Annotated in this window: 21 protein-coding genes; 8 read left to right on the forward strand and 13 right to left on the reverse strand. The window is 67.2% G+C overall.

The features are described from left to right. Nucleotides 1-128: 128 nt before the first annotated feature. Entirely contained in the window at nucleotides 129-2,582 is a 2,454-nt protein-coding gene (locus AAFF32_RS09410) for a TonB-dependent receptor (RefSeq protein WP_216959330.1), read from the forward strand. Between the two features lie 107 nt (nucleotides 2,583-2,689). Next, entirely contained in the window at nucleotides 2,690-3,034 is a 345-nt protein-coding gene (locus AAFF32_RS09415) for a TfoX/Sxy family protein (RefSeq protein WP_216959328.1), read from the forward strand. Nucleotides 3,035-3,105: 71 nt separating this feature from the next. Here AAFF32_RS09415 and AAFF32_RS09420 read toward each other — a convergent pair whose 3' ends face one another. Continuing rightward, the gene (locus AAFF32_RS09420) at nucleotides 3,106-3,270 is read right to left on the reverse strand and encodes a hypothetical protein (RefSeq protein ID WP_342317132.1); all 165 of its coding nucleotides are present in this window, start codon (nucleotides 3,268-3,270) and stop codon (nucleotides 3,106-3,108) included. A 171-nt stretch (nucleotides 3,271-3,441) separates the two neighbouring features. Here AAFF32_RS09420 and AAFF32_RS09425 point away from each other — a divergent pair, with 171 nt between their 5' ends. After that, nucleotides 3,442-4,035: a YceI family protein gene (locus tag AAFF32_RS09425; protein ID WP_216959323.1), complete on the forward strand. Its 594-nt coding sequence runs from the start codon at nucleotides 3,442-3,444 to the stop codon at nucleotides 4,033-4,035. Nucleotides 4,036-4,105: 70 nt separating this feature from the next. Further along, complete coding sequence (locus tag AAFF32_RS09430) at nucleotides 4,106-4,471, forward strand: DUF1428 domain-containing protein (RefSeq protein ID WP_342317133.1); 366 nt, start codon at nucleotides 4,106-4,108, stop codon at nucleotides 4,469-4,471. Here the strand turns inward: AAFF32_RS09430 and AAFF32_RS09435 are convergent. From AAFF32_RS09435 to AAFF32_RS09465, 7 genes are all read right to left on the reverse strand, one after another. Continuing rightward, complete coding sequence (locus tag AAFF32_RS09435) at nucleotides 4,443-5,765, reverse strand: RNA polymerase sigma factor (RefSeq protein WP_342317134.1); 1,323 nt, start codon at nucleotides 5,763-5,765, stop codon at nucleotides 4,443-4,445. The two genes, AAFF32_RS09430 and AAFF32_RS09435, sit on opposite strands and share 29 nt — an antisense overlap. A 209-nt stretch (nucleotides 5,766-5,974) precedes the next feature. Beyond that, the gene (locus AAFF32_RS09440) at nucleotides 5,975-6,502 is read right to left on the reverse strand and encodes an SRPBCC family protein (protein ID WP_216959315.1); all 528 of its coding nucleotides are present in this window, start codon (nucleotides 6,500-6,502) and stop codon (nucleotides 5,975-5,977) included. A 9-nt stretch (nucleotides 6,503-6,511) separates the two neighbouring features. Then, on the reverse strand, nucleotides 6,512-6,937 hold the full coding sequence (locus AAFF32_RS09445; protein ID WP_342317135.1) for a YciI family protein: 426 nt from the start codon (nucleotides 6,935-6,937) through the stop codon (nucleotides 6,512-6,514). 29 nt (nucleotides 6,938-6,966) lie between these two features. Further along, the gene (locus tag AAFF32_RS09450; protein WP_216959309.1) at nucleotides 6,967-7,374 is read right to left on the reverse strand and encodes a VOC family protein; all 408 of its coding nucleotides are present in this window, start codon (nucleotides 7,372-7,374) and stop codon (nucleotides 6,967-6,969) included. Between the two features lie 197 nt (nucleotides 7,375-7,571). Beyond that, entirely contained in the window at nucleotides 7,572-8,012 is a 441-nt protein-coding gene (locus AAFF32_RS09455) for a VOC family protein (protein ID WP_342317136.1), read from the reverse strand. Then, on the reverse strand, nucleotides 8,009-8,437 hold the full coding sequence (locus tag AAFF32_RS09460; protein ID WP_216959305.1) for a YciI family protein: 429 nt from the start codon (nucleotides 8,435-8,437) through the stop codon (nucleotides 8,009-8,011). The genes AAFF32_RS09455 and AAFF32_RS09460 overlap by 4 nt, the downstream gene beginning before the upstream one ends. Nucleotides 8,438-8,547: 110 nt before the next feature. Further along, nucleotides 8,548-9,432: a LysR substrate-binding domain-containing protein gene (locus AAFF32_RS09465; protein WP_342317137.1), complete on the reverse strand. Its 885-nt coding sequence runs from the start codon at nucleotides 9,430-9,432 to the stop codon at nucleotides 8,548-8,550. Between the two features lie 145 nt (nucleotides 9,433-9,577). Between AAFF32_RS09465 and AAFF32_RS09470 the strand changes: the two genes are divergently transcribed. From AAFF32_RS09470 to AAFF32_RS09480, 3 genes are all read left to right on the forward strand, one after another. Further along, nucleotides 9,578-9,991 carry a cupin domain-containing protein gene (locus tag AAFF32_RS09470; protein ID WP_216959300.1) on the forward strand — a complete coding sequence of 138 codons (414 nt, stop codon included), beginning with the start codon at nucleotides 9,578-9,580 and terminating at the stop codon, nucleotides 9,989-9,991. Between the two features lie 58 nt (nucleotides 9,992-10,049). Next, nucleotides 10,050-10,949, forward strand: coding sequence for a DMT family transporter (locus AAFF32_RS09475; RefSeq protein WP_342317138.1), 900 nt, complete (start codon nucleotides 10,050-10,052; stop codon nucleotides 10,947-10,949). Nucleotides 10,950-11,185: 236 nt separating this feature from the next. Then, nucleotides 11,186-12,088, forward strand: coding sequence for a cyclase family protein (locus tag AAFF32_RS09480; RefSeq protein WP_216959294.1), 903 nt, complete (start codon nucleotides 11,186-11,188; stop codon nucleotides 12,086-12,088). 145 nt (nucleotides 12,089-12,233) lie between these two features. Here the strand turns inward: AAFF32_RS09480 and AAFF32_RS09485 are convergent, their stop codons facing one another. The 4 genes from AAFF32_RS09485 to AAFF32_RS09500 all read right to left on the reverse strand — a co-directional run bounded on the left by AAFF32_RS09485 (nucleotide 12,234) and on the right by AAFF32_RS09500 (nucleotide 15,933). Continuing rightward, nucleotides 12,234-13,556 carry an MFS transporter gene (locus AAFF32_RS09485; protein WP_342317140.1) on the reverse strand — a complete coding sequence of 441 codons (1,323 nt, stop codon included), beginning with the start codon at nucleotides 13,554-13,556 and terminating at the stop codon, nucleotides 12,234-12,236. A gap of 28 nt (nucleotides 13,557-13,584) precedes the next feature. Then, on the reverse strand, nucleotides 13,585-14,550 hold the full coding sequence (locus tag AAFF32_RS09490) for an aldo/keto reductase (RefSeq protein ID WP_342317141.1): 966 nt from the start codon (nucleotides 14,548-14,550) through the stop codon (nucleotides 13,585-13,587). A 121-nt stretch (nucleotides 14,551-14,671) separates the two neighbouring features. Further along, a complete protein-coding gene (locus AAFF32_RS09495; protein WP_342317142.1) occupies nucleotides 14,672-15,493 on the reverse strand; it encodes a DUF72 domain-containing protein in 822 nt (273 codons plus the stop codon). 2 nt (nucleotides 15,494-15,495) lie between these two features. Then, nucleotides 15,496-15,933: a VOC family protein gene (locus AAFF32_RS09500; RefSeq protein ID WP_342317143.1), complete on the reverse strand. Its 438-nt coding sequence runs from the start codon at nucleotides 15,931-15,933 to the stop codon at nucleotides 15,496-15,498. A 129-nt stretch (nucleotides 15,934-16,062) separates the two neighbouring features. Here AAFF32_RS09500 and AAFF32_RS09505 point away from each other — a divergent pair, with 129 nt between their 5' ends. Further along, entirely contained in the window at nucleotides 16,063-16,413 is a 351-nt protein-coding gene (locus AAFF32_RS09505) for a GFA family protein (RefSeq protein WP_216959283.1), read from the forward strand. Nucleotides 16,414-16,692: 279 nt separating this feature from the next. Here the strand turns inward: AAFF32_RS09505 and AAFF32_RS09510 are convergent, their stop codons facing one another. Further along, nucleotides 16,693-18,516: a DUF885 domain-containing protein gene (locus AAFF32_RS09510; protein ID WP_342317145.1), complete on the reverse strand. Its 1,824-nt coding sequence runs from the start codon at nucleotides 18,514-18,516 to the stop codon at nucleotides 16,693-16,695. Nucleotides 18,517-18,582 lie beyond the last annotated feature (66 nt).

Raw genomic sequence — 18,582 nt, forward strand, 5'->3', positions numbered from 1 at the left:
CGCCCTATCACCGGCGCCCGCAGGAGCGTTCCGCAAACCCCGTCACATTTGCCGACTCGGGCGCAAAAATTGGCAAATTCTTAACAATTCGATTTAGGCTGGGGGACCGCCAACGCCAGGGAGTGCCCATGAGTCAGCACCGCAGCCGTCTGTTCCATGCCGTCCACGCCGCGTTGTGGCTGTCGGGTGGCCTGCTCGCCAGTTCGGTCGCCTTCGCCCAACAGCAGACGCCGCCGGTGACCGGCGAACCGGAAACCCCGGCCGAGGCGCGAGCAGAAGAAACAGGCAAGGCCAAGACCCTGGACACGGTCTCGGTGCTCGGCTCGCGCCGCATCCAGCGTTCCTCCGACACGGCCTCGATGTCGCCCGTGGACGTGCTGCCGATGGACCAGGCCGTCGAGGAAGGCGCGCAGTTCGACCTCGCGCAGACGCTGCAATACGCCTCGCCCTCGTTCACCTCGACCCGCCAGACCGGCGCGGACGGCGCCGACCTCATCGACGGCGCCGCGCTGCGCGGCCTGGGTTCGGACCAGACGCTGGTGCTGGTGAACGGCAAGCGCCACCACACCGTCGCGCTGGTGAACATCTACGGCGCGCGCAATCGCGGCAACACGGGCACCGACCTCAACTCGATTCCGCTGATGTCGATCGACGCCGTCGAAGTGCTGCGTGACGGCGCCGCGGCGCAGTACGGCTCCGACGCCATCGCCGGCGTCATGAACATCTCGCTCAAGCGCGACAAGGGCTGCGAGGCCGTGGCCGGCTACGGCGAATACACGCGCGGCGACGGCGAGAACTGGCTCGCCACCGCGTACTGCGGCGCGCAACTGGCCACCGGCGGCATGTTCACCGTCACCGGCGAATGGCAGGACCGCGACCGCTCCGACCGCTCCGTGCCGCGCGACGGCCCGCGCATCATCGGCGATTCCAAGATCACCAACCGCACCGTCTTCCTCAATGGCGACTCGCCGCTGGGCGAGGCGGCCGAGGTCTATTTCACCGCCGGCATGCAGTCGCGTGACGCATCGTCTGCGGCGTTCGCGCGCGAAGGCATCGGCTCGGAAGACATCCCTTCGCGCAACTCCGCGGCGATGTACCCCGACGGCTTCGTGCCCTTCATCGACGGCGAGCTGGAAGACCGCTTCGGCATCCTCGGCCTGCGCGGCGACGTCGCGCAATGGCATTGGGACCTGTCGCAGACCTACGGCTACAACGAGCTGCGTTACACGATCAACCGCACGCTCAACGCCTCGCTGGCGAACCTGGACCTGCTCAACGGCGGGCGCGGCATCAGCCCGGCGAGCTTCGACGCGGGCGGTTTCTCGTTCGAGCAGAAGACCAGCAACTTCGATGTTTCGCGCTACTTCGACGGCGTGTTGAGCGGCGTCAACGTCGCCTTCGGCGTCGAGCGGCGCGAGGAGCGCTACCGCATCCGCCAGGGCGAGGAAGGTTCGTACCTGGACTACGACGGCGCGGGCGAGGGCGGCAATCCGGGCAGCCAGGGTTTCCCGGGCTTCCAGCCGGGCGACGTCACCGACAAGGAGCGCGAGAGCTGGGCCGGCTACGCCGACCTGGAGGTGAACTTCACCGACCGCTTCATGATGGATTACGCGGTGCGTTACGAGGACTACAGCGACTTCGGCACCACGCTGGACGGCAAGATCGCCGCCGGCTTCCACGCCAGCGACACGGTGCTGCTGCGCGGCTCGGTGAGCACCGGCTTCCGCGCGCCGTCGCTGCAGCAGAAGTACTTCTCCTCCACCATCACCGACTTCATCAGCGGCGAGCCGGTGGACGTGGTCATCGCCTCCAACGACAGCGAACTGGCGCGCCTGGCCGGCGTGCCCAACCTCAAGGAAGAAACCTCGCAGAGCGCGACGCTGGGCCTGACGTGGTCGCCGCGCAGCGACGTGTCGCTGACGCTGGACCTGTACCGCATCGACATCGACGACCGCGTCGTGCTCAGCGGCGACTTCGACACCAGCGATCCGTCGATCGGGCCGATCCTGGAAGCGATGGACGTGGGCCTGGCGCGCTTCTTCTTCAACGCCGTGGACACGCGCACCGAAGGCGCCGACCTCACCGTCACCTACGACTTCGACTGGGCCAATGCGCACTGGAACACCTACCTGGGCGCCAACTACACCAAGACCGACGTGACCCAGGTGAACACGCCGCCGGCACTGGCCGGCCGCGAAGACGTGCTGCTGCCAGAGCGCGACCGTCTGTTCATCGAGAACGGCGCGCCGCGCAGCAAGGCGGTGCTTGGCGTGGATTACGAGCGCGGCGCGTGGCAGGCCACGGTGAAGGGCATCTACTTCGGCGAGCAGGAATTGGGCACGTTCTCCGGCACCGAAGCGGGCGTGCCGAACCAGCACTACGCAAGCAAGGCCTCGGCCGACGTCAGCCTCACCTACGCCTTCAGCGACAACACCAAGTTCACGGTGGGCGGGGCGAACGTGTTCGACAAGTTCCCGACGAAGCAGAACCCCGACGAAACTGACAACGGCCACATCTACGAGAGCGTGCAGTTCGGCCTCAACGGTGCGGCGTGGTACGTGAGGCTGTGGCACAAGTTCTGAGCACGACGATCTGAAAGCCCCTCTCCCGCGTGCGGGAGAGGGGTGGGGTGAGGGCAGGGCCGCCGTCACCTTCCAACGCGTTTCCCTGCATTGCGCGGTGTCTCCCCATGAGCGACGCCTACCTCGCCCACCTGCACGACCTGCTCGATCCGCTCGGTGCCGTCACTACGCGCGCGATGTTCGGCGGCCACGGTGTCTATCTCGACGGCGCGCTGATCGGCGTGGTGATGGGCGAGGCGCTGTACCTGAAAGTCGACGACGAGACGCGACTGCTCTTCGAAGCCGCCGGGTGCGAACCCTATGTGTACCTGGGACAGGCCGAGCCGATCACGATGAGTTACTGGTCGCTGCCCGACGCGGCGATGGATTCGGCCGAAGCGATGCGCCCGTGGGCGGAACTGGCGCGCGCTGCGGCGTCGCGGGCGTCGCGGAAGCCCAAACGCGATCGGTAGCGGGTACGCGTCGCAGTGGCACCGTCATCCCGGCGAAGGCCGGGACCCAGGCGGTCACGCTCGGCGTGTCATCACCGCGCCGTCTGCGCCTGCGCTGAGCGGTACCTGGACATGAGCTTCTGCAGCCTTTGCTCCTCCAGCGCGTTCCTGGCGAACGCCTGAAGGCGCAGGTTGAACTGCTCCAGCGCCGCTGGATCGGCGAATACGATCCGTGATGCGGAAGAGGAAACGTACATCCGACTGCTGCGGCATGGCTGGCTCCTTGTAGGCCTGCGGCGTACCTTCCGGAACCGCTGCACGCTTCGTCCATGAGAAAAGGCCGGGGCCCCATGTCGATTCCGGGCCTTTCCATTCGTCGTTCCAGAGAAGGCCGCAATAGCGCTGGCCGTACACAACGAGGAATCCCAATGTCCGCACGCCGCATTTCGCCGTTCGCGACGCTTGTCGCCGTCGCGCTGTTGTCTGCCGCCGCCACGGCCACGGCCGCGCCCGCCACCTACGAGATCGACCCCGCCCACACCTTCCCCAGTTTCGAAGCCGACCACATGGGCATCTCGGTGTGGCGCGGCAAGTTCAACCGCAGCAGCGGCGAGATCCTGCTGGACCGCGCCGCGGGCACGGGCAGCGTCAAGGTGGTCATCGACACCGACAGCATCGACTACGGCCTGGACGCGATGAACGAGCACGCGCGCAACGACACGCTGCTGGACACGGCGAAGTTCCCGCAGGCCACCTACACCGGAACGCTGGCGGACTTCCGCGACGGCGCGCCCACGCGCGTGAAGGGCGAGTTGACGCTGCACGGCGTCACGCGCCCCGTGGACCTGACGATCGAGCGCTTCAAGTGCATCCCGCATCCGCTCAACAAGCGCGAGCTCTGCGGCGCCGACGCGCGTGGCGAATTCCGCCGAGACGCGTTCGGCATCGACGCCGGCAAGGACTACGGCTTCGACATGAACGTGGCGCTGCGCATCCAGGTCGAAGCCACGCGCAAGCCGTGAAGCAGACCTCGCGCTAACACCGCATCCCGCATCCTGCGGCTTCCCGCCGCGTATCCCAGGAGTGAAAACGATGGCTTTCTATGTCGATGGTTTCGTCGTCCCGGTTCCCAAGGACAGCGTGGACGCCTACCGCAAGCTGGCGCGCACGGCCGGCAAGGTCTGGCTCGAGTACGGTGCGCTGGAATACCACGAGTGCGTCGCCGACGACGTCCAGCCGGGCAAGACCACGTCCTTCCCGCAGTCGGTGAAACTCAAGCCGAACGAGGTCGTGGTGTTCTCGTGGATCACCTACAAGTCGCGCGCCGCGCGCGACCGGATCAACGCCAAGGTGATGAAGGATCCGCGCATCGCCGGGCTGGACCCCAAGAGCATGCCGTTCGACGGCAAGCGCATGTTCTGGGGCGGGTTCAAGCCGATCGTTTCGATGACGGCATAAGCGCGCCCGCGTCGCCGGACGCCGCCGCGCATTCGGCGGCGCGCCGGTGCAGCAGCGCCTGTTCGCGCGCGTTGCGGGTCATGTCCGCAGCGCGTTCGAATTCGATGCGTGCCTCGTCCCAGCGCTCGAGCTTCTTGAGCAGGTCGCCGCGCACCGCGGGGAGCAGGTGGTAGTCCTTCAGCGCCGGCTCGTCCTTCAGCGCGTCCACGACCGCCAATCCCGATGCCGGGCCGAACAACATCGACAGCGCCACCGCGCGGTTGAGTTCGATCACCGGCGAGGGCGTGATGCGCGCCAATGCGCCGTACAGGCCGACGATCGCGGCCCAGTCGGTTTCCTCCGCGGTCCTCGCGCGGGCATGGCAGGCCGCGATGGCGGCTTGCAGCGTGTACGGGCTGCCCGCCGGATGGCGCGCGGAGCCGAGCTTCTGCGCGCGCTCCAGTGCGCTCAATCCGCGGTGGATCAGCAGCTGGTCCCAACGCGCGCGGTTCTGTTCGAGCAGCAGCACCGGTTCGCCATCGGGACCGATGCGTGCGGCCGCGCGCGAGGCCTGGATTTCCATCAGCGCAATAAGCCCGTGCACTTCCGCTTCGTCGGGCATCAGCTCGGCGAGCATGCGGCCCAGGCGCTGCGCGTCCTCGCACAGGCCGGGGCGCATCCAGTCGTCGCCGGCGGTGGCCGCATAGCCTTCGTTGAAGATCAGGTAGATCACTGCCAGCACCGACGACAGGCGCTCGTTCAGTTCGTCGCCGCGCGGCACTTCGTAGGGCACCTGCTTCTCGGCCAGCGTGCGCTTGGCGCGGACGATGCGCTGGGCGATGGTGGCTTCGGGCACCAGGAACGCGCGCGCGATCTCGTCCGTGGTCAAGCCGCCGAGCAGGCGCAGCGTCAAGGCCACCTGCGCATGCGTGGGCAGCACGGGATGGCAGGCTGTGAAGACCAGGCGCAGCAGGTCGTCGTTGAACGGGTTGTCGAGCGCGTCGATGTGCGCGTCGTCGGCGTGCGCCTGTTCGTCTTCCAGTTCGCGTGCGATCTCCTCGTGCTTGCGCTGCTGAAGCTTGCTGCGGCGCAGGCGGTCGATGGCGCGGTGCTTGGCGGTGGCCATCAGCCATGCGCCGGGCTGGTCGGGCACGCCGCTGTCGGGCCATTTCTCCAGCGCGGCGACGAGCGCGTCCTGCGCGAGTTCCTCGGCCAGCCCCACGTCGCGCACCATGCGCGCGAGCGAGGCGATGAGTCGGGCGGATTCGATGCGCCAGACGGCATCGATGGTGCGATGGAGGTCGGTCGCCGTCATAGGCGGACGATGGAACCATCGTGGGAGGTCAGGTGCAAGTGCGGTCCATCCTCTCCCCTTGCGGGAGAGGGACAGGCCGCCGCAGGCGGCCAGGGAGAGGGGTAACCGGTCGCGGCAGGCGCGCTTCGCGCGACCCCTCATCCGACCTTCGGGCACCTTCTCCCTCAAGGGGAGAAGGAATCAACGACACGTACTGAAAGCAAAAGGCTTTACCCCTGCTCCGAAACCCGCTTCAGGTTCGCCAGCCCGCGCTCGAAATCGCCGCCGATCATCGCGTCCATGTTGAACACCAGGCCCATCACCTTGCCGATGTACGGCTGCGGGCCGTGCATCGCCCAGGTCACGCGCGTGCCGTCGCCTTCTGGCGCGAGCAGGAATTCGGCCGTGTTGTGCGCCGTCATCGGCCGGGTGAAATCGAGCTGGATGCGCACGCACGTCGGCGTGGATTCCAGGATCTCCATGCGTCCCGCGCCGGCCTTGGAATTGCCATCCCAGGTGTAGACCGCGCCGGTGCCCGCCGGGCTGCCGGCGATCTCGCGCTTCATCTGCGGGTCCATCGCCTCGAACGGCGACCACGCGCGCCACCGATGGAAATCCTCGATCTGCGCATGGATGCGCTGCGGCGGCGCTTTCACCACGATGCTGCGTTCGATGCGGAAGGTGTCCGGCCGCGTCGCCGCGAACAGCAGCACGGCGACGATGAGCACCAGCACGATCAGTCCGATGATCTTGAACATGTAACGTCCTCAGTTCCGGTTGGCTTGGGTGGATTGCTGCAACTTTTCGAAATCGCAGGCGGCGCCCTGCACGTCGGCGGGGAAGTCGTCGAACTCCATGACCTGGCGTATCTCGATCACTTCGTTTTCCGCGCCCGGGCAGCGCGATGCCCAGGCGATGGCTTCCTCGCGCGACTTCACCTGGATCATCCAGTAGCCGCCGAGCACTTCCTTGGCTTCGGAGAACGGGCCGTCGGTGACGTGCGGCCTGCCGCCTTCGAAGCTCACGCGCGCGCCCATCGACGGCGGATGCAGGCCGTCGAGTGCGAGCAGCACGCCGGCTATCTGCAGCGATTCGTTGTATTTCATCATCACCGCGACGCGATCGGCGGGCGGCAGGGTGCCGGGCTCGGCGGATTCGTAGCCCTTGGGGATCATCAGCATCATGAAGCGCATGGTCGTGTCTCCGTCTGCAATGGATGCGATCAGCCCGCCTGGTCCGGCGTGCCGCTCATGTGCACGAATTCCCACTGGTGGCCGTCCAGGTCTTCGAACGCGCGCGAGTACATGAAGCCGTAGTCCTGCGGATCGCCAGCGCTCTTCGCGCCGGCCTTCAGCGCCTTGGCATGGATGTCGTCGACGGCTTCGCGGCTGTCCAGCGACAGGCAGGTGATGGCCTCCAGCGTGCTGTGCGCATCGGCGACGGGCTTGCTCGTGAACGTGCCGAAGAACTCGCGCGTGAGCAGCATCACGTAGATCGTGTCGCTGACGACCAGGCAGGCGCCCTTGTCGTCGGTGAACTGCGGGTTGAAGGAATAGCCGAGCGATTCGAAGAAGGCCTTCGACTTCGGCAGGTCGTGGCAGGGGAGGTTGACGAAGATCTGGGTGGGCATGGGTGGGTTCCTGGGGTGAAGGTTTCTTTGGTTGCTCTGCTGCGGGAATCCAACCGTGGAGGCGTCACGCCCTCCGGAGGACGCAGTGACGCCGGCGCGCTGGATTCCCGCCTGCGCGGGAATGACAGCTGGGGCTTTCGCGGGAACGATGGGGACTTCGTAAGCGCCAACGAAGGCGCTGGAACTGCGCGGAAGGGCTACAGATCCTTTTCGCAATTCACCATCCACGACACGCCGAATCGGTCGACGAACATGCCGAAGCGCGCGGCCCAGAAGGTCTGGTCGAGCGGCATGATCACCTGGCCGCCTTCGCTCAGCGCGTTGAACACGCGTTCGGCCTCGCCGATGGAATCGACGTTGAGTGCGATGGACACGCCCTTGATGCCTTCGTACGGGTGCTCGGGTACGGAGTCCGAGCCCATGATCGCCTGGTCGCCCACCACCAGCCGCGCATGCATGATGCGATCGCGGTGCGATTCGGGGACGTGGTCGCACGCGGGCGTGTCGCCGAAACGCATCAGCGTTTCCAGCGTGCCGCCCAGCACCTGCTGGTAGAAGCGGAAGGCGGCTTCGCACTGGTCGTCGAAGCTGAGGTAGGCGTTGATCTTCATGGGCGGCTGGCCTGTGGTGGCGGTCATTGCGAACGTGCCTCCAGTTGCGCGCGGATGCGCTCGTGTTGCGCCTTCAGTTCCGGCGAGAGATCGCCGCCGCAGGTGCCGTCTTCGTAGACCTGGCGGATCTCGATCTCGCTCATGCCGCCGTCCGGATTCGGGCAGCGCTTGACCCATTCGATCGCCTCCTGCAGCGAGGCGGTCTGGAAGATCCAGAAGCCGGCGATGAGTTCCTTGGTCTCGGCGAACGGCCCGTCGACGACGCTGCGGCGGTCGCCGTCGAAGCGTACGCGCGCGCCCTTCGCGCTGGCGTAAAGGCCCTGGCCGTCCAGCATCACGCCGGCCTTGGCCAGCTCTTCGTTGTAGCGGCCCATCTGCGTGAGCATTTCTTCGCTGGGCATCGCGCCGGATTCGCTTTCGGGCGTGGCGCGCACGATCACCATGAACTTCATCGTCGTCTCTCCGGTCGGGCGGCGGGCAATCCCGCGCTCTTGTGAGGACGACGAAGCAGCGGAGGCGGAATCGACATGCCTGCGAAAAAACATTCCGACCGGCGGTCGGTTCAGGCGCGGACGCTCTCCAGCAGCCAGTCCACGAAGCCCTGCGCGGCCGGCCGCAGGCGCCGGTGCGCGGGATAGACCACGTAGTAGCCCCAGCGGGCGGGCAGGGCCGGGCCGGGCAGGCGCACCAGTTCGCCCGATTCCAGGTAGGGCACGGCGATGCGCGAGCGCGCCAGGGCGATGCCCAGTCCCGCGGCGGCGGCCTTCATGGCGTCGGTGGTGTCGCTGAAGGTGTAGCGCTCCTCGACCTTCGCCCCGTGCACGTGCGCGCCCCGAAACCAGTCGTGCCAGCCCTGTCGCGCGTGGTCGGCGATCAGCGGATGGCGCGCGATGTCGGCCGCCGTCTCGATGCAGGCCTGGCGCGCATAGGCGGGCGAGACCACCGGGAACAGCGCCTCGTCCATGAGGAAATGCGAAGTGAGCCCGGGCCAGTGCCCCGGCCCGTGGCGAATGCCCAGGTCCGGGCCGCCCTCGTCGAAGCGGGTGAGCGCGATTTCGGTGTCCACGTTGAGGCGGATGCCCGGGTTCGCGCTTGTGAACGCCGCCAGCCGCGGCAGCAGCCAGGTGTAGGTCAGCGAGTGCAGGGTGGTGATGCGCACGCGGTCGTGCGCTTCGCGTGCGCCACGCAGGCTGCGCAGCACGCCGTCGACGTCGGCCAGCGCGGTGCCGGCGGCGTCGGCGAGCTGGCGACCTTCGGCCGTCAGCGAGACCCCGCGCGCATGGCGCTGGAACAGGACCACGCCCAGGCGCGATTCCAGCTTGCGCACGTGGTGGCTGACCGCGCTGGCGGTGAGGTGCAGCTCCTCGGCCGCGTGGGCGAAGTTCTGGTGGCGCGCCGCCGATTCGAAGGCCGTCAGGGCCGGCAGCCAGTCCGCTCTCAGGGCCATGCAAGCCTCAAATTTCGTTTGTGTCTGACCCGGAAAGTATGCGCTTGCAAGGCCCGGCGGCGGAATCAAAATACCCGTTCCGGCAAAAGCCAGATTTCTTGATCGCCACCGCGCCGACCCCGGCCGGGGCCGTGGGAGCCGCGCAGTGGGCCGTCCTTTCACCATCGAACCCGACACCGTCAGCCGCGCCGCGATGCAGGCGCTGGACGTCGACTCCGTGCCCGCACAGCCGGTCGGCGAAGGTTGCACGCGGCGGGACCTGCCCGCCGGCCCCGGCCTGCGTGTGTGGGTGGTCGACATGGCGCCGGGCGCGCAGTGGCCGGTCCTCAACCACCATGAGACGGGCGAGTCGTATTACGTCATCAGCGGCGAAGTGATCGAAGGCGAAGCGCGATTCGGCGCCGGCACCTACGTTTGTTTCGCGCCCGACAGCCGCCACCGCCCGCACACCGAGACCGGCGTGCGCCTGATCGGCATGAACCTGGGCGACGCCGCATTCCTCGCCGCCGGTGGCAGTCCCGAATCGATCACGCACTGTTACCACCCGACGCAGGGTTGATCGCGGGCTTCCACCCGGATCGTCCTGCCACTTTCGTTCCTCCCCCACGAGGTCCCCGATGAACACCGTTGCTTCGACTTCCGGATTGCCCGATGCGCGCGAACGCGGCTGGTTGACGCCGCTGGAGCTGGCGTTGCTCGGCGCGATCTGGGGCGCTTCGTTCCTCTTCATGCGCGTGGCCGCGCGGGACTTCGGCGCGATGCCGCTGGTGGAAGTGCGCCTGGCGCTGGGTTCGCTCGTGCTGCTGCCGTTCCTGTGGCGTGCGCGCGCGCAGTTCCCCGCGAAGCTGTGGCCGAAGCTGGCGATCATCGGCGCGATCAACTCGGCGGTGCCCTTCATGCTGTTCGCCTGGGCCGCGCAGCGTGCGCCGGCGGGCATCGGCGCGATCGCCAATGCGATGACGGTGCTGTTCACCGCGCTGGTGGGCTTTTTGTTCTTCCACGAGAAGATCGGTGCGCGTCGTGCGATCGCACTGGTCGCCGGTTTCGTCGGCGTGGTGGTGCTGGCCAGCGACAAGACGGCCGGCGGCGACCAGGTCGGCTGGGCGGTGGCCGCGGGTGCTGCGGCGGCGTTCCTGTACGGCATCGGCATCAACCTGGTGCGTCGCCACCTGACCGGCCTGCCGCCTGCAGCAGTGGCTTCGGCCACGCTGGGCACGTCCGCGCTGCTGACGCTGCCGTTCGCGATCGCGAACTGGCCCACGCATGCGATCCCGATGAAGTCGTGGTTCTCCGCGACCATGCTCGGCGTGGTCTGCACGGGCCTGGCCTTCGTCATGTACTACCGCCTGATCGCGCGCATCGGCGCGAGCCGTGCGTCCACGGTGACGTACCTGATTCCGGTGTTCGGCGTCGCATGGGCGTGGCTGCTACTGGACGAACCGCTGACCGTGAAGATGGGCATCGCCGGTGCGATGATCCTGGGCAGCGTGGCGTTGAGTCAGCGAATGGCGAAGTAGGCGACATCGCGTCCGTCGCTCGCTGCCGGACGCGTCGTACCTTCACCGTTCGTCCTGAGCGTAGCGAAGCGAAGTCGAAGGGCGGGCGGATCCGCGGCCGTTCCGATCATCCTTCGACTCCGGCGCTGCGCGCCTACGCTCAGGACGAACGGTGTCGAGTACGCACTGCGCCGGAACCTGCGCGCACCAATGCTGCTCCGTGGCGATACACGTACTCCCCGAATCAGGACCAACCCATGACCGACAAGCGCGTCGTCTTCGATTTCGACTTCGAGTTCACCAACGGCGGTGGCATCCAGGGCCAGGATTTCCGCCTGGACATCGACGGTGACGACATCGACGACGCCGCGCTCGTCGACTACATCGTCCGCGACCTGCGCCTGCTGATGGTCGGCCCCGCGCGCATCCTCAACAAGAAGATCATCACCGAAGCGCACAAGCGCAAGGCGAAGGCGGACGGCGGTCGCCGCGTCTACGTCGAACTCAGCCACGACATCGAGGACGGGATGGTCACGTATCCCGGCTTGCCGGCCGCACGCATCTGCGACTACCTCAGCCGAGAACGCTCGCGCGAGATCTACGTGCCGGGCACGGAGTTCCAAATCGCGAAGATCGAGATCGTCGCCAACACGGGCACGTACCTGGATTGCCCGTCGCACCGGTACGAACACGGCGACGACCTGTCGCAGATCGGGCCGGAGGCGTTCTGCGATCTCGACACGATCGTGATCCGCGCGCCGTATCAGGATGTGCGCGGCATCGACGCGTCCTGGTTCCGCGACAAGGAACTGCGCGGTCGCGCCGTGCTGGTGCACACGGGCTGGGATGCGTTCTGGCGCGAGGAGGCGTACGCGGTCGAGCATCCGTTCCTGACGCAGGACGCGGCCGAGTACCTGCGCGACTGCGGCGTGAAGCTCGTCGGCATCGATTCGATGAACATCGACGACACCTCGCAGGACGCGACGCAGGGCAAGGCGCGTCCTGTGCATTCGGTGCTGCTGGGCGCGGACATCCTCATCGTCGAGCACCTGTGCAACCTGGCCGCGTTACCGGACGAGGGCTTCGAATTCAGCGCGATGCCGCCGAAGGTGCGCGGGGCGGGGACGTTCCCGGTGCGGGCGATGGCGCGATTGCGCTGACGGCGGGTTCGTCAGCCCGAAGCTGACGTTCCGCGTCTAGGCGAAGCTGTCATCGCTGCCGAAGTCGTCATCCCGGCCTTCGCCGGGATGACGGAGTTTGAGAGGGGGAAGGAGGAGCGCTGCAACGCGCGCATCGGCCCACGCCCTACCGCCGCAACCCCTCACCCGCAACATCGAACCCCTCCGCCATCGCTTCCTGCTCGACGATCCTGTTCTGTGCACGCGCCAGCCCCGCGCCCGTCAACGCCCACACCAGCGCGATGCCCGCGCCGATCAACGCCGCCAGGGCCGGGTGCTGGGCGAGCATGTCGACCAGCGCCTTCGCCCAGCCGCTCACCGCATCGGCGCCGCGGTACACCACCGAGTCGATGAAGTTCTTCGCCTTGTACTTCGCCTCGGTCGGCACGACGGTGAACAGCATCTCGCGGCCCGGTCGCACGAACGCGTACTCGCCGAACCGGCGCACCACCATCACTACCGCGAGCACCGCGAACGTCGGCGCCAGCGCCAGCCACAGGAAGCCCAGCATCGTCACCACCGGCACCGCGACCAGCAACGCGGCCAGGCCCAGGCGCTGCACGAGACGGCCGGTGATGAACAGTTGCGAGAGGATCGTCAGGCTCTGCACGATCGCATCGATGGTGCCGAACACGCGCGTCTGGTCGGCGCGGTTGGGGAAGTTCAGTTCGACCAGTCGCGCCTGTTCGAAATACAGGAACGTGCTCACGCTCGCCAGCAGCAGCACGAACAGCGAAATGCCCATCAGGTACGGCGACTTCAGCACTGTCGTGATGCCCGCGAACGGATGCCCGCCAAGCGGGCGCGCACGCGCCTGCGCGGTGAGTTCGTCGCGCACCGGCTGCGCGTCGCGCCAGCGTTGCAGGTTGCGCGCGATGCCGATGCCGACCAGCAGCAGCGCCGCCGCCAGCCACAGCAGGCCGGCGTGCCCGATCGGGCCCACCAGCGCGATGCCGAGCAAAGGGCCGACCAATCCGCCCAAGCTCGCACCGGCGGCCATCAGCGCGAACAGACGCCTGGCCTGCGAGTTGGGGAACAGGTCGACGCACACGCTCCAGATCACCGAGATCGCGATCAGGTTGAACACCGAGATCCAGATGTAGAACGTGCGCGCGATCCACAGGTTGTCCGGATCGCTCTGGAAGCCGATCGCGAACAACGCCAGGTTCACCGCGAAGAACGCGAACGTCCACGGCAGGATGCGACGGCGCGGCACCTTCGATGCGATCCAGCCGAACAGCGGCATCGCCGCCAGCGTCGCCAGGAAGGTGCCGGTGAACAGCCATTGCAGGTTGTCCACGCCACCGGCGACGCCCATCGTTTCGCGCACCGGCCGCAGCATGAAGTAGCCGGCGAACATCACGAAGAAGAGCGTTGCGCCGGTGAGGACCGGTTTGGCTTCGCCTTCGGCGACACCGAAGAGGCGGGCGATGCGCGATTGCCAGTTCATCAAGGCTCCAGGCTCAGGACGGACACGCTCAGGCCAGTGCGGCGATCAGCGCGTCGCGCTGCTTCGCATCCAGCAGCGAGCCGGTGCCGGCACGCAGGTTGTCCACTTGGTGGCGCACCTTCGACGTGGCCGGAATGACGACCGTCACCGCCGGATGACTCAGCACGAACTTCAGGAACAGCTGCGCCCACGAATCGGCGCCGACGTCCTTCGCCCACGGCGGCAGCGGTTTGTCGCGCACCTGCGAGATCAGCCGGCCGTCCTCGAACGCGCGGTTGATCATCACCGCACAGCCCAGTTCCTGCGCGAGCGGGAAGACGGTCTGCTCCGCGCCGCGCGATACCGGCGAGTAGTTGATCTGGATGAAGTCGGGCTTGTGCTTGCGCATTTCCTCCGCAAGCTGCGCCTGGCCGTCTTCGCGGTAATGCGTGAGGCCGGTGTACTTCGTCTTGCCCTGCGCCTTGAGCTCGCGCGCCAGTGCGATCTGCGTCGCCGTGTCGCGCAGGTTGTGCACCTGGAGCAGTTCGACCTTGTCGGTGCGCAGGCGCCGCAGCGTGTCGTTGAATTGCTTGATGCCTTCGTCCTTGCCGGTGACGCCCGAGAGCTTGGTGGCGATGAACAGCTTGCCGCGCGTGCCGGTCTGCGCCATCAGGTCGCCCAGCACGTCCTCGGCGGTGCCGTAGGTGGGCGCGGTGTCGATGAGCGTACCGCCGCCGGCGACGAAGGCCTCCAGCACTTCGCGCAGCGGTGCGCGTTCGCCTGCGTCGCTTCCGACTTCGAAACTGCCCGACGTGCCCAAGCCGATCACCGGGATCTTTTCGCCGCTGGAGGGAATGGTGCGGGTGATGAGCGTGCCGGGCTTGGGTGGCGCCACGGCGGCGGTCGCGGCGGCTTTCGCCGGTGCGCGCTCCTGGCTGCACGCGGCCAGCGGCGCCAGGGCGACGCCGGCGGCGGCGAGGGTGGCGGTGGAGATGAACTCGCGACGGCTGGTCATGGCGATTGCTCTCTTCACGGCGACGGGAATGCCGACTATGCCGTTGATAGTGTCGAGAAGGCGCGCAGGCGAGTGCCTTTCGGCACGGGTCGACGTCGGGGTTTGCGACGAGCCGCCGGCCTCACGCGCCCAGCCGTTGGATCAGCGCCATCGCCGCGGCCGGATTTCGCTCCTTCGCCGCGCTGATGAAGTACACGAACACGTCGCGCTTGCGCTGCGGTGCGGCGTCCTTCGACAGATACGGCAGCGCGTCGGGCTGACGGCCGTCGGCCCATTCGTGCGCGCGCTGCGCCCACGTCGCCAGTTCGGCATCGGTGTAGCCGGTCGGCACGTCGCTGCGCGCGCGCATGAGCCGCGCGTAGACGAAATTGGCGGTGACATCGGCGAAGGAGGGATGTTCGTCCGAATCGGTGAACACGGTCGCCATGTTGTGCTGGCGCGCGAGCGCGACGTAGTCGGCATTCACGAACGCAGGATCGCGTACGTCGAGCACATGCCGCAACGCACGGCCTTCGACCGACGCGGGCAGCAGCCGCAGGAACTCGCCGAAGCTCTCGCGCTGGATGCGCTGGTTCTCGTCGAACTGCCACACGATCGGCCCGAGCCGGTCGCCCAGCGAGGCGATGCCGCCGAGGAAATCCTCTATCTGCGGCCCGGTCTTCGCCAATGCGCGCGACTGCATGATCCGCATCGGCGCCTTGGCCGAGAAGACGAAACCCTCCGGCGTTTCCGAGGCCCACTTGGCGTAGGTGGCCGGCTTCTGCGCGCCGTAGTAGGTGCCGTTGACTTCGATCGCGGTGAGCTTGCGGCTGGCGTATTCCAGCTCGCGGCGCTGCACCAGGCCCTTGGGATAGAAGTTGTCGCGCCACGGCGCGAACGTCCAGCCGCCGATGCCGACGCGGATGCCGTCCACGGGACGGGGATGTGCTTCGAAGAGTTCCATGCTCAGGGATTTTCGCCTTCGGGATTCCACGGATCGTAGCTGCCGAACCACCACACGTAACCTTCCGGATCGCGCGCCGCGTAGCCGCGTCCGCCGTAGTGCTGGTCGGCGATGTCGATGACGATGGTGGCGCCTGCGGTTTTCGCGTGGGCGTAATGCGCATCGGGGTCGTCGACGATCACGCACAAGCCGTGCGTGGAGCGGCCGCCGATTTCGTCCGGCTGCGCCATCAGCTTGGCCCAGTCGCCGTCCTTGCCGCTGGAGCCGAGCATGATCATGCCGTCGCCCCAGGTCAGCTGCGCATGCAGGACGACGTCGCCGTCCATGTAGACGGCCTGTTTCTGAAAACCGAACGCGCGGACCAGCCAGTCGATCATGGCCGGCGCGTCGCGATAGCTCAACGTCGGGATCACGGTGCTGCCTCGGCGGGATGCGGGCATGTCGGCGGCCTCGATGGGACAGTGAGGGGGCGAAGCATAACGCCGCCCGGTTAAGCCGATGTCGCTTCGTGCACACCGTGCGCGGCGTGGCTGGGGCAGAATCGGCGCTCACGGACCAAGGAGCACGCCATGACGCACTACACCGGAGGCTGCCACTGCGGCGGCATCGCGTATGAAGTCGACGGAGAGATCGAGCAGGTCCTGGACTGCAACTGTTCGATGTGCGCCAAGCGCGGCGGATTGCTGTGGTTCGTGCCGCGCACCACGTTCGAGCTGAAGACGCCCGAGTCGAACTTCCGCACGTACACCTTCAACACCCACAAGCTGCAGCACCACTTCTGCCCGAACTGCGGCATCTCGCCGTTCACCGAAGGCACCGCACCGGACGGCACGGCCGTCATCGCGATCAACGCGCGCTGCCTGGACGGTGTGGAGGCCTCGTCGTTGAAGGTGGTGCATTACGACGGGCGTTCGCGCTGAGAGGCGTTACTCGTAGCCCGGGTAAGCGAAGCGCACCCGGGTGCGGTGGCCGTGATCCCGGGTGCGCTTCGCTTACCCGGGCTACGGAGAAACGTCGTGTTCCTGAGTTGTCATCCCCGCGAAGGCGGGGATCCATGCATCGGCTGCATCACGCTCCGGAAGGCGTGACATGGCGGTCCAAACGGTGCATCGGCGGGTCATCGTTTCCGCTTCGCCGCCCCTCACCCCAACCCCTCTCCCGGTGGGAGAGGGGTTTTGAAGAAGCCTTGAAGCAGCCGCTTACTGGATCGGCTCGTCCAGCATCATCTCGCGCACGAAGCGCACCGGCGGCGCGCCGTAGCTCAGCACCTGGTCGTGGTAGGCCTTGGCGTTGAACTTGCCGCCCAGCTTGGCTTCCACGGCCTTGCGCATGTCGAAGTGCTCCTGCGCACCGACGAAATACGTCGGCAGCTGCGCCGAGGTGAGCTGCGCGCGATCCCACTTGCCGGCAGCCTCGCTCTCCTGCTGGAACGCCTGCTTGGTCATCAGTTCCATCGCCTGCTCGCGGGTCCAGTTGTCCACGTGCACGCCCTGGTCGAGGATCGCGTTGGCGATCGTGCGCAGGTAGAACTTCAGCTGCACCAGGCGGAACAGCGGGTCGTTATCCAGGTAGCCGGCGTCGGCCATCATGTCCTCGGTGTAGACCGCCCAGCCTTCGGCGAACAGGCCCGAGCGCAGCACCGAACGCAGGGTGGAGTGCGACTCCGCCGAATGCGCGCCTTCCAGGTAGTGGCCCGGCATCGCTTCGTGGATGGACAGCAGATGGATCATGCGGTTGTTGTATTCGCGCAGGAACGAGTCGACCTGCTTGTCGTCCCACTCGTCCGGGATCGGTGAGATCGCGTAGTAGGTGTCCAGGCCCTTGTCGAGCGGACCCGGCGAATCGCAGTAGGCCACCGCCACGCCGCGCTGGAACTCCGGCATCAGGATGATCTTCACCGGATCGTTCGGCACGGTGACCAGATCGTGCTTGCGGGTGAAGTCGGTCGCCTGCGCCAGCGTCTGCTTGGCGAAGTCCACGACCTGGTCGCGCGCGGGCTTGTCGGCGTAGGCCAGTTCGAGCGCGGCCTCGATCGCCTTCTGCTGCTGTTCCGGCGTCGGGTTGGCCGGCATGTCCGGCGCGTTCGGCTTGTCCTTCAGCACGGTCTGGGCGATGGCGTACATCTCGCCGCGCACGCGCTTGAGTTCGCCTTCGGCGCGCTGCTTGATCTCCGCGCGCGACAGCGAGGAGTTCAGCGAGAACTGCAGCTTCTCGTCGTACAGCTTCTGGCCGATGCGGAAGTCGCCCTTCGCGTTGGGCACCAGCGTCTTGTCGAGCCAGGTCTGCTGCTCGGCGACGGCCTTGCGCAGGCCTTCGACGGCGGCGTCGAGCTGCTTGCGATCCTCGCCCTGCAACTGGCCGGCGTTGGGCACGATGAAGGTGTCGATGAGGCTGAGCATGCCGGCGTTCTGCTTGGCCACTTTCTCGGCGTGGATCTTCGGCACGCGCGCCGGGTCCAGGTTCTCGCGCATCTGCGCGTAGATGCTGGGGATCTTCTGCATGCGCGCGGTCGCCGACTTCAGGCGCTGCGGCATCGGTGCGAACTCGCGCGCCATCAGGTTGTAGATCGCGCCACCGGCCAGGCCGCTGTACACCTGCGGATCCCAGGCCCAGCTCTGCAGCGTATCGATGCTCCAGATATCGCCGCGCACCTGGTTGCGCAGGATCGCCGCGTCGATCTGGTTCTCGCGCGAGAGCTTGGCGGTGTCGATGCCGTCGAGCTGCGCGAGGATCTTCTTGGCGAAGTCCACCTGCGCCTGGCGACCGGCGGCGCTGAGATCGTCGATCTCGCCGTCGAAGTCGTGCTTGCCGATCTGCGTGGCGGAGACCGGGTTCAGGCGCAGCCAGCCGTCGAGCCACTGCTGGGAGATTTCGGCGAAGCGCGCATCCACGGCGGCGTCGGAGGCCGGCGCGGCGGCCGTGGCCTTGGTGTCGGCGGGGGCGGGAGAAGGTTGCGGCTGGCAGGCGGCGAGGCTCGCCGTGAGCACGGCGGCGGCGAGCAGGGTGGGACGGAACGACGGCATGGACGGGTCTCGAAGGGTCGGAACAGGCGGCAGGGCCGCGGTCCCGCGAGGATATCCCCTGCGTAG

Origin of the sequence: Lysobacter sp. FW306-1B-D06B (assembly GCF_038446665.1) — a bacterium.
Lineage (GTDB): Bacteria > Pseudomonadota > Gammaproteobacteria > Xanthomonadales > Xanthomonadaceae > Lysobacter_J.